Genomic DNA, 13159 nt, shown 5'->3' with positions numbered 1-13159 from the left:
TAAAGGAGGAGCTGGACACATCTCCTCCCATTTTTACTAAAGAAAGAAATGAGTGAAAGATTATGATAGTATCCATTATTTCTCAGGGGATGGTCTGGGCGATTCTAGGTTTGGGAATCTTTATGACTTTCCGAATTTTGAATTTTCCAGATATGACTACTGAGGGCTCTTTTCCTCTAGGGGGAGCAGTAGCTGTAACCTTGATAACGCAGGGGGCCAACCCATTTTTAGCAACCCTAGCTGCAGTAGGGGCGGGCTGTCTAGCTGGAATGGCGACGGGACTCTTATATACCAAAGGAAAAATCCCAACTCTCTTATCAGGGATTTTAGTCATGACTTCCTGCCATTCCATCATGCTCATGATTATGGGGCGTGCCAACTTGGGGCTTCTTGGAACCAAGCAAATTCAGGATGTCTTGCCTTTTGATTCAGACCTTAACCAACTCCTGACTGGATTAATCTTTGTAGCTCTTGTTATTGGCCTCATGCTCTTTTTCCTTGATACCAAACTAGGCCAAGCCTACATCGCTACAGGTGACAATCCTGATATGGCTCGTAGCTTTGGTATCAATACGGGACGTATGGAACTCATGGGCTTGGTTCTCTCAAATGGGATTATCGCGCTTGCAGGAGCCTTAATTGCTCAACAAGAAGGATATGCAGATGTTTCTCGAGGAATCGGTGTGATTGTCGTAGGGCTTGCCAGCTTGATTATTGGTGAGGTATTGTTCAAGAGTTTGACCTTGGCAGAGCGTCTCATGACCATTGTCGTAGGCTCTATCGCTTATCAGTTCCTCGTTTGGGGAGTGATTGCTCTTGGGTTTAATACAAGTTATCTTCGTTTGTACAGCGCCTTGATTTTGGCAGTTTGCCTTATGATTCCAACCTTCAAAAGCAAATACCTGAAAGGAGTCAAGTTTAGCAAATGACAGCAATTGTAGAATTAAAAAATGCTACCAAAGTCATCACGAATGGCTTTGATGAGGAAAAAATCATTCTGAATGATGTTTCTCTTGAAATTTTCGAACATGATTTCATTACTATTCTAGGTGGAAATGGAGCAGGGAAGTCAACGCTTTTTAACACGATTGCAGGTACCTTACCTTTAACAAGTGGAAGTATTCGTATCATGGGTGAGGACGTGACGCATTTTTCACCTGAAAAGCGGGCTAAGTATTTGTCTCGTGTCTTTCAGGATCCTAAGATGGGTACGGCTCCCCGTATGACAGTGGCGGAAAATCTCTTAATTGCCAAGTTTCGTGGTGAGAAGAGAGGACTCCTGCCTAGAAGGCTTTCAAGCCATAGGGAAGAGTTTCAGGCTACCATTGAAAAAGTGGGAAATGGTCTTGAAAAGCATCTAGATACTCCGATTGAGTTTCTATCAGGTGGACAACGTCAGGCCTTGAGTCTCTTGATGGCAACCTTGAAGCGACCAGAGTTGCTCTTGTTGGATGAACACACAGCAGCTCTTGACCCAAAAACAAGTGTGGCCTTGATGGAATTAACAGATGACTTTGTCAGCAAGGATCATCTGACAGCCTTGATGATTACTCACCATATGGAAGATGCACTGAAGTATGGAAATCGTCTGATAGTCATGAAAGAAGGTCGAATCATCCAAGACCTCAATAAAGAAGAAAAAGCTAAGATGAAAATTTCAGACTACTATCAACTGTTTGAATAGGAGACGGCAGGAACTTCCTGAGACTATATAAAATCAAAACTTAGAAGCACGCAGATGTTTCTAGTTTTTTTAGTGACATAATTAGATCGATTGGTGCACTTGTCCAAGTTGCTTCATTTTATAGTATAATAAGTATTAGCATGGAGTATAAATATAAGATTATTCCTAGCCTTTTAAGAAAATATCAAAATCAAGGATATCTAGGATAATAATAAGTCATTCACAGTGAAAAAATTAAATAAAACATATTGTTTATGGAGGTAAAAAATGACTTACACACAAGAAGACTTTCAGGAATGGATTTTCCAGATTGAATTTAAAATGGATTATTTTACTAAGGATTTTGCCCAAGAGCAAAATTTAATCTTGGACTATAGCATGCAGTCCTTGGATGATTTGGAGGCTTGGATTTTGGCTCATTACGAAAATCACCATGTCTTGATAGAGGATAAAAAACTCTTGGATTATTTAACAGTCTATATCGGAGAAACCTTCCGCAAGCACTTAGGTGGCAAGTGGTTCATTGACCTAAAGAATAAAAAGAATGCTTATTATTCCATGCCTGTGTTGGTTGATCCTTCCTATCGAGGAGAAGTATATATAGCACCCATGACTTTTGCAACGGCTTGTATCAGCAGAAAAGATGGACAATATATTAGCAGAATACTGAAAAATAATCTTCAAGAACAAGTAAAATAAAAGTAACTTATGAGCAATCTTACAAGAAAATAAAAGGATAAGTTGGAGGAGTTAAGGAGAAGATTCCCGATAACATGACAACAGTGAGTTTTTATGAAATATAAGTAGGGAAAGCGTATGAAATGGTTTACTTTTTTTCAGAAATAAGCTATACTAGTTAACGTAAAACTATGATAACATGGAGGTATTGTGTATGGTTGACAAGCAAGTTATTGAAGAAATCAAAAACAATACCAACATTGTGGAAGTCATAGGCGACGTGATTTCTTTACAAAAGGCTGGACGGAACTATTTAGGGCTCTGTCCTTTTCATGGTGAGAAGACCCCCTCTTTCAACGTTGTGGAAGACAAGCAGTTTTATCATTGCTTCGGCTGTGGTCGTTCAGGAGATGTTTTTAAGTTCATCGAAGAATACCAAGGTGTGTCCTTTATGGAAGCCGTTCAGCTCTTAGGGGAGCGCGTCGGTATTCAACTAGCCATGCCTGTCCAGTCTCGTCCTCAACAAGCTTCTCCCCATCAAGCTCTATATGATATGCATGAAGAAGCTGCTCGTTTTTACCATGCAATTCTCATGACGACCAAGATGGGAGAAGAAGCAAGGGCTTATCTATATAAGCGAGGGTTGACAGACGATGTTCTGAAGCACTTCCAAATTGGACTGGCTCCAGCAGAGAGAACTTATCTCTACCAACGTTTGGCTGACAAGTTTGAGGAAAAAGATTTATTGGATTCGGGCTTGTTTTACCTGTCAGATGGCAATCAATTTTATGATACCTTTTTCGGACGGATCATCTTTCCTTTGACCAATGACAAGGGGCAGGTTATTGCCTTTTCAGGTCGTATCTGGCAAGAAACGGATAGTCAGACTGCCAAATATAAAAATAGTCGCTCGACTGCAATTTTTAACAAGAGTTACGAATTGTATCATTTGGACAAGGCAAAAAAGGGAACAGGTAAGATCACAGAGCTCTATCTGATGGAAGGCTTCATGGATGTAATCGCAGCCTACCGTGCTGGTATAGAAAATGCTGTAGCTTCCATGGGAACAGCCTTAAGCAAGGAGCATGTTGACCACCTCAAACGCTTTACCAAAAAAATTGTTCTCAGCTATGATGGCGACAAGGCAGGACAGGCAGCAACAGCCAAGGCACTAGAGGAGTTAAAAGACTTTTCAGTGGAAGTTGTTCGAGTACCTGATGCTATGGACCCAGATGAGTATTTGCAAAAGAATTCTGCTGAAGACCTGGCTTACCTTTTAACCAAGACTCGGATTAGCCCTATAGAGTTCTATATTTACCAGCTCAAGCCAGAAAATAGTGATAACTTGCAGGCGCAAATCGAGTTCATTGAAAAGATTGCACCCCTAATCGCCAAAGAAAAGTCTATCACTGCCCAGAATTCTTATATCCATATTCTGGCGGATAATCTACCTTCTTTTGATTACCAGCAGGTGGAACAGATAGTAAATGAAAGTCGCATTGTTCAAAGGCAGGAAAGAGTCAAAGAGGAGCAACCTCCAGCAGCGATTAGTTTACCTGTAACGCGGCAACTGACAGCAGTCATGAGAGCAGAGGCTCATCTCCTCTATAGGATGGCTGAGAATCCAGTTGTTTTGAATGACTATCGATTAAGAGAAGATTTTTTCTTTGATACCCCAGAATTTCAGATTCTTTACGAATTATTAAGTGAGCAGGGAGAAATCGGCTCAGAGGAGCTTTCTCATCAGACGCCTGAAGTTGAAAATGCCTGGTACCACGTGCTTAGTCTGGATTTGCCAGCTGAGATGTCGCCTCAGGAGCTCGTGGAAGTCGAAGCGACTCGAAACCGTGCCCTCCTCAGCAAGGACAACTTAAGAATTAAAAAGAAAGTGCAGGAAGCTAGTCATGTAGGAGATACAGACACAGCCTTGGAAGAATTGCAACGATTGATTTCCCAAAAGAGAAGAATGGAGTAATAATGGCAACAAAACAAAAAGAAGTAACCACATTTGATGTGCAAGTAGCAGACTTTATCCGTAACCACAAAAAAACAGGAACAGCAACAGACGACGAAATCAATTCAAGTCTGGTTATTCCTTTTACTTTGGATGCAGACGGCATTGAAGACCTTTTGCAACGGATTCAGGATGCTGGAATTTCTATCACAGATAATGAAGGAAATCCAAGTGCGCGTGTTCTTAGTACAGAAGAAGAACCAGAACTCAGTGATGAGGACTTGATTGGCTCAACTTCTGCCAAGGTTAATGACCCAGTCCGTATGTATTTGAAGGAAATCGGGGTCGTTCCTCTCTTGACCAACGAAGAGGAAAAAGAATTGGCCCTAGCTGTTGAGGCTGGTGATATCGAGGCCAAACAACGTCTTGCCGAAGCCAACCTTCGTTTGGTGGTTTCTATCGCTAAGCGCTACGTAGGGCGTGGCATGCAGTTTCTTGACTTGATCCAAGAAGGAAACATGGGCTTGATGAAGGCTGTTGACAAGTTTGACTATTCAAAAGGATTTAAGTTTTCAACTTACGCAACTTGGTGGATTCGTCAGGCAATCACTCGTGCCATCGCTGACCAGGCTCGTACCATTCGTATCCCTGTCCACATGGTTGAAACCATTAACAAGCTTGTCCGTGAACAGCGGAATCTCCTTCAAGAATTGGGGCAAGATCCAACTCCTGAACAAATCGCTGAGCGTATGGATATGACACCTGACAAGGTCCGTGAAATCTTGAAAATCGCTCAAGAACCAGTATCACTTGAAACACCGATTGGTGAAGAGGACGATAGCCATCTTGGGGACTTTATCGAAGACGAAGTGATTGAAAATCCAGTAGACTACACAACTCGTATCGTTTTGCGTGAGCAGTTGGATGAAGTCTTGGATACTCTTACAGACCGTGAAGAAAACGTCTTGCGCTTGCGTTTCGGACTAGATGATGGGAAAATGCGTACTCTTGAAGATGTTGGTAAAGTCTTTAACGTGACTCGTGAGCGTATTCGTCAGATTGAAGCCAAGGCTTTGAGAAAATTGCGTCAACCAAGTCGCAGCAAACCACTTCGTGATTTTATTGAAGACTAAGAGTGAGGAATAACATGACTTATACAGAAGAGCAAATTGAAACGATCAAAACACGCATTTTAAATGCCTTGGAAGAGGTCATCGACCCTGAGTTGGGAATTGATATTGTCAACCTAGGTTTGATTTACGAGATTCGTTTTGATGGTGAAACAGGTCACACGGAAATTGATATGACCTTGACAACTATGGGTTGCCCACTGGCTGACCTCTTAACAGATCAGATACACGATGCGATGACAGAGGTGCCTGAGGTAACCAATATCGAAGTCAAATTGGTCTGGTATCCAGCCTGGACGGTTGAAAAAATGAGTCGCTATGCGCGTATCGCCCTAGGAATTAAGTAATCGATTGGAAAATTACGAGAGACGATTGGAAAAGAGAGGGGCTCCTCCATTTTCCTCTGGTCTCTTCTTTCTTTTACTGATTTTCTTGAAATAAAATGGTATAATGAGTAATATGGAAAACAAAAAATTGCGTATTAATATGCTAAGTTCAAGTGAAAAAGTGGCTGGTCAAGGAGTATCAGGAGCTTATAGAGAATTGGTTAGTCTCCTTCACCGTGATGCCAAAGATCAGTTAATTGTTACGGAGAATCTTCCTGTAGAGGCAGACGTAACCCACTTTCACACCATTGATTTCCCTTATTATTTATCCACATTTCAAAAGAAACGCTCTGGGAGAAAAGTTGGCTATGTGCATTTCTTGCCTGAGACACTCGAAGGGAGTTTGAAAATTCCATTTTTCCTAAAAGGAATTGTCAAACGCTATGTTTTTTCCTTTTACAATCGGATGGAACACTTGGTGGTGGTCAATCCCATGTTTATCGAGGATCTAGTTGCTGCGGGTATTCCACGAGAAAAAATAACTTATATTCCCAATTTTGTAAACAAAGAAAAATGGCATCCATTACCAGCTGAACAAGTTGCACAACTTCGTGAAGAAATGGATCTCGCAAAAGATCAGTTTGTCGTGGTTGGTGCGGGCCAGGTTCAGAAACGAAAAGGGATAGATGATTTTATCCGTCTTGCTGAAGAATTGCCAGAAATTACCTTTATCTGGGCTGGTGGTTTTTCATTTGGTGGAATAACAGATGGTTATGAACGCTATAAGAAGATTATGGACAATCCACCTAAAAATCTAATTTTCCCAGGTATTGTGTCACCGGAGAGGATGCGGGAACTGTATGCTTTAGCTGATTTGTTCTTACTACCTAGCTATAATGAACTATTCCCTATGACCATCTTAGAGGCAGCTAGTTGCGAGGCTCCTATTATGTTAAGGGATTTGGACCTGTATAAGGTCATTCTTGAGGGAGATTATCGTGCTACAAGTGATGTCTCTGAGATGAGAGAAGCAATCCTAGAATATAAAGAAAACCCTGAAGCGTTGAAAGAATTGAAAGAAAAAGCTAAAAGGATATCCAAGCAGTATTCAGAAGAGCGTTTACTGGGAATTTGGTTAAAATTTTATCGGGAACAGGCTGCTCTAGGTAAAAAGTGAGGTAATCTATGCGAATTGGTTTATTTACAGACACCTATTTTCCTCAGGTTTCCGGGGTTGCGACCAGTATTCGAACCTTGAAGACAGAGCTTGAGAAGCAAGGCCATGCAGTTTTTATCTTTACAACAACAGATAAAGATGTGAACCGCTACGAGGATTGGCAAATTATTCGAATTCCAAGTGTCCCTTTCTTTGCATTTAAAGATCGACGATTTGCCTATCGAGGTTTTACAAAGGCACTTGAAATCGCCAAGCAGTATCAACTCGATATCATTCATACCCAGACAGAATTTTCACTTGGATTATTAGGGATTTGGATCGCACGAGAATTGAGAATTCCTGTTATCCATACCTACCATACCCAGTACGAAGACTATGTGCATTATATTGCTAAGGGGATGTTGATTCGTCCAAGTATGGTAAAATATCTGGTACGTGGTTTCCTTCGTGATGTAGACGGAGTAATCTGTCCTAGCGAGATTGTTCGGGACCTTTTATCTAAATACAAAGTGAAGGTTGAAAAACGTGTCATTCCAACCGGAATTGAGCTAGCTAAGTTTGAACGACCTGAGATTAAAGAGGAAAACTTGCAAGAACTTCGTTCGAAGTTAGGTATTCAGGAAGACGAGAAAATGCTACTGAGCCTTTCGCGTATTTCTTATGAGAAGAATATCCAAGCAGTCCTAGATGCTTTTGCTGAAGTATTAAAAGAAGAAGATAAAGTGAAGCTGGTCGTTGCTGGAGACGGTCCTTATCTGGACAGTCTGAAAGAGCAAGCAGTGAAATTAAACCTGCAAAAACATGTGATTTTTACAGGTATGATTGCTCCAAGCGAGACAGCCTTATACTATAAGGCTGCAGATTTCTTCATCTCTGCCTCAACGAGTGAAACTCAGGGCTTAACCTATCTAGAAAGTCTAGCCAGTGGAACGCCTGTTATCGCTCATGGCAACCCCTATCTTGATAACCTGATCAGTGATAAAATGTTTGGTACCCTCTACTATGGAGAACGAGAGCTTGCAGGAGCTATCCTTGAAGCCTTGATTGCTACTCCTGATATGTCTGAACAAAAGTTGGCGGATAAGTTGTACGAAATTTCGGCTGAGAACTTTGGAAAACGAGTACATGAGTTTTACCTTGATGCCATTATCTCAAATAACTTTGAACATGAATTGCATGATGGAAAACCTGTCAGTCAGCGCTTTTTAAAAACGATTTTATATCTACCCCAACAGGCTGTTACAAGTCCAGTAAAAGAGTCTAAGCGTATTTTGCGGGCTTCTCGGAAGCAATTATCCAGAATCAGAGATTATTGGAAAGATGAATTCAAATAATAGAATAAGAGGAAAATATTATGAAAAAATTAATGCGAAGTGGAAAAAACCAAATAATTGGTGGAGTCTGTGCAGGAGTTGCCCATTATTTTGATATTGACCCAACAATTGTTCGTGTTGTTTGGGGTGTTCTTGCATTTTGTTATGGAGCAGGAATCCTTGCTTACATCATTTTATGGGTGGTTGCACCGGTTTCAACAGACTATTAATTTAGAATTATAAAGTGAAAAGGAGAAGTTATGGCTTTTGGAGATAATGGAAAACGTAAAAAAACATTGTTTGAGAAAGTGACACTTGTTGTCGTGCTCATCATGTTGTTTGTAACCCTTGCTGGTATCTTTGCAACTGCGCTTGGAGCTTTTAGCAGATTCTAAGCAAGCTGCGAGAATAGAAACAATAACTAATGACTGGGTTCTCCCCAGCCTTTTTAAAGTGAGAAGAAAATATGAGTATGTTTTTAGATACAGCCAAGATCAAGGTCAAGGCTGGTAATGGTGGCGATGGCATGGTTGCCTTTCGTCGTGAAAAATATGTCCCTAATGGCGGTCCGTGGGGTGGTGATGGTGGACGTGGAGGTAACGTTGTTTTCGTGGTAGACGAAGGCTTACGTACCTTGATGGATTTCCGCTATAACCGTCATTTCAAGGCTGATTCCGGTGAAAAAGGGATGACCAAAGGAATGCATGGACGTGGTGCAGAAGATCTTCGTGTTCGCGTACCACAGGGGACTACTGTACGTGATGCGGAAACAGGAAAAGTCATTACCGACTTGATTGCACATGGTCAGGAATTTATCGTGGCTCATGGCGGTCGAGGTGGTCGTGGAAATATCCGTTTTGCCACTCCCAAAAATCCTGCACCTGAAATCTCTGAGAATGGAGAACCGGGGCAAGAACGTGAGTTGCAACTGGAATTGAAAATCTTAGCAGATGTCGGCTTGGTCGGTTTCCCATCTGTTGGAAAGTCAACTTTGCTTAGTGTCATCACTTCAGCTAAACCTAAAATCGGTGCTTACCACTTTACGACGATTGTCCCTAATTTGGGTATGGTTCGTACACAGTCAGGTGAATCTTTTGCAGTAGCAGACCTTCCAGGTTTGATTGAAGGGGCCAGTCAAGGGGTTGGTCTTGGAACCCAGTTTCTCCGTCATATCGAACGTACACGAGTTATCCTCCATGTCATCGATATGTCTGCTAGCGAAGGTCGTGATCCTTATGAGGATTACCTTGCTATCAATAAGGAATTGGAATCCTACAACCTTCGTCTCATGGAACGTCCGCAGATCATCGTAGCCAACAAGATGGATATGCCTGAAAGTCAGGAAAATCTTAAAACTTTCAAGGAAAAGTTGGCAGCAAACTACGACGAGTTTGAGGAACTTCCAGCTATCTTCCCTATTTCTGGATTGACCAAGCAAGGTTTGGCAACTCTTTTAGATGCGACAGCTGAATTGTTGGACAAGACTCCAGAATTTCCGATTTATGATGAATCCGATATGGAAGAAGAGGCTTACTACGGCTTTGACGAGGAAGAAAAGGCCTTTGAGATTAGTCGTGATGATGATGCGACATGGGTACTTTCTGGTGAAAAACTCATGAAACTCTTTAACATGACCAACTTTGACCGTGACGAATCAGTTATGAAATTTGCCCGCCAGCTTCGTGGTATGGGGGTTGACGAAGCCCTTCGTGCGCGTGGAGCTAAAGATGGCGACTTGGTTCGCATCGGTAAATTTGAGTTTGAATTTGTAGACTAGGAGATTGATATGGGAGATAAACCGATATCATTCCGAGATGCAGATGGAAATTTTGTTTCTGCAGCAGATGTATGGAATGAAAAGAAACTAGAAGAATTGTTTAATCGTCTCAACCCTAAACGTGCTCTTCGATTGGCACGCACAAAGAAAGAAGAAACACAGTCCAAGAAATAAAAAATTCCCGTGATCTTTTGATCACGGGATTTGTGTTATTCGCCAAAGAAAAATGGTGGTGCGTATTTTTTAAGGCTTTCAAAACAAGCTTGCGCTTTTGTAGCATCTTCACAGATAATCATGCAGACATCATCTCCACAAAGCGTTGCAATGACATCTGGAAAGTCCAAGGAATCAATTACAGATCCAAATGATTGGGCTAAACCGGGTAAAGTTTTCAAAATAACTTGGTGTTGGACAGGACGCAACATAACAAGAGCATCTTCCATATAATTTTCAAGACGTTTTTCCCACTTGGAGATAGAGCCTGTATTTAACACGTAGTAAGAATTATCTTCTTCTCGTACTTTTGAAAGGTTCATGGTTTTGATATCGCGTGATAAGGTTGCCTGTGTAACTTGGATATCGTTTTCGGCTAACAAGGCTTGCAATTCCGCTTGGGTATGGATTTTATTTTTTGAAACGAGGGCACGAATAAGTTGGTGTCTGTGTTCAGATTTGTTCATAAGTGTTAATAGCTCCTTTTATGAGGGAATAGTGATAGTAGACTGTGCTAAATCAACAGTCAAGCGATAGTCTGTATTATCTCGAATTGTAATCTCAAAGTCTGTTGTGTAGAGCACTAAGCGGAGAATATCTCCTTCTTTAAGTTTGTAAATAGTTGGTTGAAGTTCTAGCTTGAAGTCCATCCATTCATTTGGTTGAATTTCTTCGATTGTCAAGAGATCATCTCGGTTTTGAAGATTGAGGTAGCCTTTGGTGATGACACGTTGGGCACTTGGGTTGAATGGCAGTTCACAGAGATTTTCTAACATGTGGTAACGACCATTGTCAATGGTTCGGACTGATTGAACCGCTGGATAGGGTTGAAGGTACTTCTGTTGTCCTAGTTGGAGAAGTTGAGCAGACAATAATCCCTTATTCGTACTTGATTTGACACGAAGTTTCAGCTCCACTCGACCATTTAAGTGAATGTCTTGACTTACTGGAAGGTCAATGGTGATTTGATTGGCTTTTCCCTGGTAAAGTTCAGTGTTGAAGGTCTGGTAAGTCTTTCCATAACGTTCAAAATCTTTTTGATCATACTGGTTTTGAATTACCTTTTCTTCAACTCCAAGAGAGAAGGTATGCAGTTCGTCCTGTTTGCCAAAGTCATCAAGTCTCTGCCAAGTTTGCGGTGTAGTATTGTCCTGCCAGATGACAGTAGGAAGTTGATAGTTTGAGTCAAGTCCTAACAATTTTTTACTTAACAAGGCATTCATGGACTCGCGGAAGTCAATTGACTGCCAGTTGTTCATATAGACATGGGCACCATGATGGAAAAAGAGGTGCTTGTTGATATGAGTTGGAAGAGCATGAAACATCTGGTAAACATGAAGAGGTTTGACATTCCAATCCTGAGAACCATGCGTAAAGACGACCTCAGCTTGAACCTTGTGAGCATTGAGTAGATAGTTGCGGTCATGCCAAAACTGATTGTAGTCACCAGTCTTGCGATCTAATTGTTCTTTTACCTTCTCTAAGTCTGCCTGATGAACTCCATTACCACGAATATAATCACCAGCTAGGAGATTACGGGAGTAGGTCAATTCAGCAAGTGAGTCAAAATCCTCACCTGGATAACCACCTGGGCTAGTCACCAAACCATTTTCCCGATAGTAGTTGTACCAAGAGGAAATACCTGCTTCAGCGATAATGACCTCTAAGCCATCAACACCAGTGGTGGCGAGACCATTGGACATGGTGCCTAGATAGGAAATTCCTGTTGTTGCAACTTTGCCGTTTGACCAATCAGCCTTGACTTGACGTTTGCGCGTGTGGTCTGTGAAAGCACGGCAACGACCATTAAGCCAGTCAATCACGTTTTTATATGCTTCAATTTGCTGGTAGTCCCCATTGGTCATGAGACCTTGAGAATCTTTAGTTCCAACACCCGATACATAGAGATTGGCAAATCCTCGTGGGAGGAAGTAGTCGTTGAGAGTGTATGAGCTATTGATATGAGCTAACTTTTCTTTAGCTTCAGAGACGAGTTCAGCTTGGCCGATAGGCTCGACTAAATTCAGCTTGGGCTCCTCAAGCTGAATGGTGTGGGCAGGTTTGACCTCAAACTCCCCTTCCATTTTGTAGAGAGCTTTATCGCTAGCTTTGCCGTTGGTCCCTTGGTGATAAGGGCTGGCAGTCATAACTGAAGGAATTTGTCCATCATAACACGGGCGAATAATGCTGACCTTGACTAAGTCAGGGAGACCGTCTTTATCGGTATCCACACGGCTCTCGACATACACGACTTCACGAATGACATCATGAGTAGAGAAGGTTGCCAAGCTCTTACCGTTAAAGTAGTGGTAGTGATTGTCTTCTGAAATGAGTCCGTCACTAACAAGTTGGTCGATGAGCGTATTTCCTTTTTTAGTTCGCGTATTGAGTAACTGATAAAGATTTTCGATGAGATCTCCATAAACAATAGGAAATCCAGTTTCTTTACGGAATTGTTCGGCGTCCTCAAAGTCAACAAAATAGTTAAACCCTAAAAGTTGAAAAACTACCGTGTAGAAAACATCAACAGTTAAATCACGCTCTGATTGGAAAAAAGTTAATAGATCTGTTTCGTTATCCGCGGCCAAAGTGGATAGGGCATAATCAGTGTTAGAATAAGTGAAAAAACTCCAACGGATGAAATCTTCAAATTGCTTTTTTAAGGGCAGTTGAGGTGACAATTCCAGACCAAGACTTGCTAGTTCATCTAATTGTTGAGAACTAGTGGTCGGAAGATAGCTAAATTGATTAAAACGCATGGTTCTCTCCTTTGAAAACAGACTGAATTTATTATATCAAAAAATAAGGAAAAATGGAATAAATAAACTTTGATGCAAGAAATTTCGTGAAGCGGAATACCTATTTAGTAAGTTATTATAAAATGATGAATAAATACTATAATAAAAA

The 13159-nt window shown here is 41.3% G+C and carries 14 protein-coding genes; 12 read left to right on the top strand and 2 right to left on the bottom strand.

All coding sequences use genetic code 11. The features are described from left to right. Positions 1–62: 62 nt before the first annotated feature. The 12 genes from KZX55_RS02155 to KZX55_RS02100 all read left to right on the top strand — a co-directional run bounded on the left by KZX55_RS02155 (position 63) and on the right by KZX55_RS02100 (position 10213). The gene (locus tag KZX55_RS02155; protein WP_248023424.1) at positions 63–929 is read left to right on the top strand and encodes an ABC transporter permease; all 867 of its coding nucleotides are present in this window, start codon (positions 63–65) and stop codon (positions 927–929) included. Beyond that, positions 926–1684, top strand: coding sequence for an ABC transporter ATP-binding protein (locus tag KZX55_RS02150; RefSeq protein WP_000125419.1), 759 nt, complete (start codon positions 926–928; stop codon positions 1682–1684). The genes KZX55_RS02155 and KZX55_RS02150 overlap by 4 nt, the downstream gene beginning before the upstream one ends. 267 nt (positions 1685–1951) lie before the next feature. Continuing rightward, a complete protein-coding gene (locus tag KZX55_RS02145; RefSeq protein ID WP_000222726.1) occupies positions 1952–2383 on the top strand; it encodes a hypothetical protein in 432 nt (143 codons plus the stop codon). A gap of 193 nt (positions 2384–2576) precedes the next feature. Then, on the top strand, positions 2577–4337 hold the full coding sequence (gene dnaG / locus KZX55_RS02140) for a DNA primase (RefSeq protein WP_243830645.1): 1761 nt from the start codon (positions 2577–2579) through the stop codon (positions 4335–4337). 2 nt (positions 4338–4339) lie between these two features. Next, the gene (gene rpoD / locus KZX55_RS02135; protein WP_000201893.1) at positions 4340–5449 is read left to right on the top strand and encodes an RNA polymerase sigma factor RpoD; all 1110 of its coding nucleotides are present in this window, start codon (positions 4340–4342) and stop codon (positions 5447–5449) included. Between the two features lie 14 nt (positions 5450–5463). After that, positions 5464–5793, top strand: coding sequence for a metal-sulfur cluster assembly factor (locus tag KZX55_RS02130; RefSeq protein ID WP_033584109.1), 330 nt, complete (start codon positions 5464–5466; stop codon positions 5791–5793). A gap of 112 nt (positions 5794–5905) precedes the next feature. Then, a complete protein-coding gene (locus KZX55_RS02125; RefSeq protein ID WP_000428259.1) occupies positions 5906–6949 on the top strand; it encodes a glycosyltransferase family 4 protein in 1044 nt (347 codons plus the stop codon). Between the two features lie 8 nt (positions 6950–6957). Continuing rightward, entirely contained in the window at positions 6958–8283 is a 1326-nt protein-coding gene (locus tag KZX55_RS02120) for a glycosyltransferase family 4 protein (RefSeq protein ID WP_033584112.1), read from the top strand. A 20-nt stretch (positions 8284–8303) separates the two neighbouring features. Then, the gene (locus KZX55_RS02115; protein WP_000735791.1) at positions 8304–8492 is read left to right on the top strand and encodes a PspC domain-containing protein; all 189 of its coding nucleotides are present in this window, start codon (positions 8304–8306) and stop codon (positions 8490–8492) included. 30 nt (positions 8493–8522) lie between these two features. Then, on the top strand, positions 8523–8657 hold the full coding sequence (locus tag KZX55_RS02110) for a DUF4044 domain-containing protein (RefSeq protein ID WP_000863851.1): 135 nt from the start codon (positions 8523–8525) through the stop codon (positions 8655–8657). 71 nt (positions 8658–8728) lie between these two features. Then, on the top strand, positions 8729–10039 hold the full coding sequence (gene obgE, locus KZX55_RS02105; protein ID WP_033584114.1) for a GTPase ObgE: 1311 nt from the start codon (positions 8729–8731) through the stop codon (positions 10037–10039). Positions 10040–10048: 9 nt separating this feature from the next. Beyond that, positions 10049–10213 (top strand): hypothetical protein, encoded by a 165-nt coding sequence (locus KZX55_RS02100; RefSeq protein WP_000502578.1) that lies wholly within the window; start codon positions 10049–10051, stop codon positions 10211–10213. Positions 10214–10248: 35 nt separating this feature from the next. On the opposite strand, the gene KZX55_RS02095 is transcribed toward KZX55_RS02100, so the two are convergent. After that, entirely contained in the window at positions 10249–10719 is a 471-nt protein-coding gene (locus tag KZX55_RS02095; RefSeq protein WP_007519472.1) for an arginine repressor, read from the bottom strand. A gap of 18 nt (positions 10720–10737) precedes the next feature. After that, positions 10738–13011, bottom strand: coding sequence for a Xaa-Pro dipeptidyl-peptidase (locus KZX55_RS02090; RefSeq protein ID WP_248023404.1), 2274 nt, complete (start codon positions 13009–13011; stop codon positions 10738–10740). Positions 13012–13159 lie beyond the last annotated feature (148 nt).

Origin of the sequence: Streptococcus halitosis, assembly GCF_023147855.1 — a bacterium.
In the GTDB taxonomy this organism is placed as follows: Bacteria; Bacillota; Bacilli; order Lactobacillales; family Streptococcaceae; genus Streptococcus; species Streptococcus halitosis_B.
This window is presented reverse-complemented; position numbering and strand designations above follow the sequence as displayed.

Bases quoted from the DNA above. Each gene is read 5' to 3' on its own strand.
- KZX55_RS02155 (WP_248023424.1), top strand. From the start codon at position 63: ATGATAGTATCCATTATTTCTCAGGGGATGGTCTGGGCGATTCTAGGT.
- KZX55_RS02150 (WP_000125419.1), top strand. From the start codon at position 926: ATGACAGCAATTGTAGAATTAAAAAATGCTACCAAAGTCATCACGAAT.
- KZX55_RS02145 (WP_000222726.1), top strand. From the start codon at position 1,952: ATGACTTACACACAAGAAGACTTTCAGGAATGGATTTTCCAGATTGAA.
- dnaG (WP_243830645.1), top strand. From the start codon at position 2,577: ATGGTTGACAAGCAAGTTATTGAAGAAATCAAAAACAATACCAACATT.
- rpoD (WP_000201893.1), top strand. From the start codon at position 4,340: ATGGCAACAAAACAAAAAGAAGTAACCACATTTGATGTGCAAGTAGCA.
- KZX55_RS02130 (WP_033584109.1), top strand. From the start codon at position 5,464: ATGACTTATACAGAAGAGCAAATTGAAACGATCAAAACACGCATTTTA.
- KZX55_RS02125 (WP_000428259.1), top strand. From the start codon at position 5,906: ATGGAAAACAAAAAATTGCGTATTAATATGCTAAGTTCAAGTGAAAAA.
- KZX55_RS02120 (WP_033584112.1), top strand. From the start codon at position 6,958: ATGCGAATTGGTTTATTTACAGACACCTATTTTCCTCAGGTTTCCGGG.
- KZX55_RS02115 (WP_000735791.1), top strand. From the start codon at position 8,304: ATGAAAAAATTAATGCGAAGTGGAAAAAACCAAATAATTGGTGGAGTC.
- KZX55_RS02110 (WP_000863851.1), top strand. From the start codon at position 8,523: ATGGCTTTTGGAGATAATGGAAAACGTAAAAAAACATTGTTTGAGAAA.
- obgE (WP_033584114.1), top strand. From the start codon at position 8,729: ATGAGTATGTTTTTAGATACAGCCAAGATCAAGGTCAAGGCTGGTAAT.
- KZX55_RS02100 (WP_000502578.1), top strand. From the start codon at position 10,049: ATGGGAGATAAACCGATATCATTCCGAGATGCAGATGGAAATTTTGTT.
- KZX55_RS02095 (WP_007519472.1), bottom strand. From the start codon at position 10,719: ATGAACAAATCTGAACACAGACACCAACTTATTCGTGCCCTCGTTTCA.
- KZX55_RS02090 (WP_248023404.1), bottom strand. From the start codon at position 13,011: ATGCGTTTTAATCAATTTAGCTATCTTCCGACCACTAGTTCTCAACAA.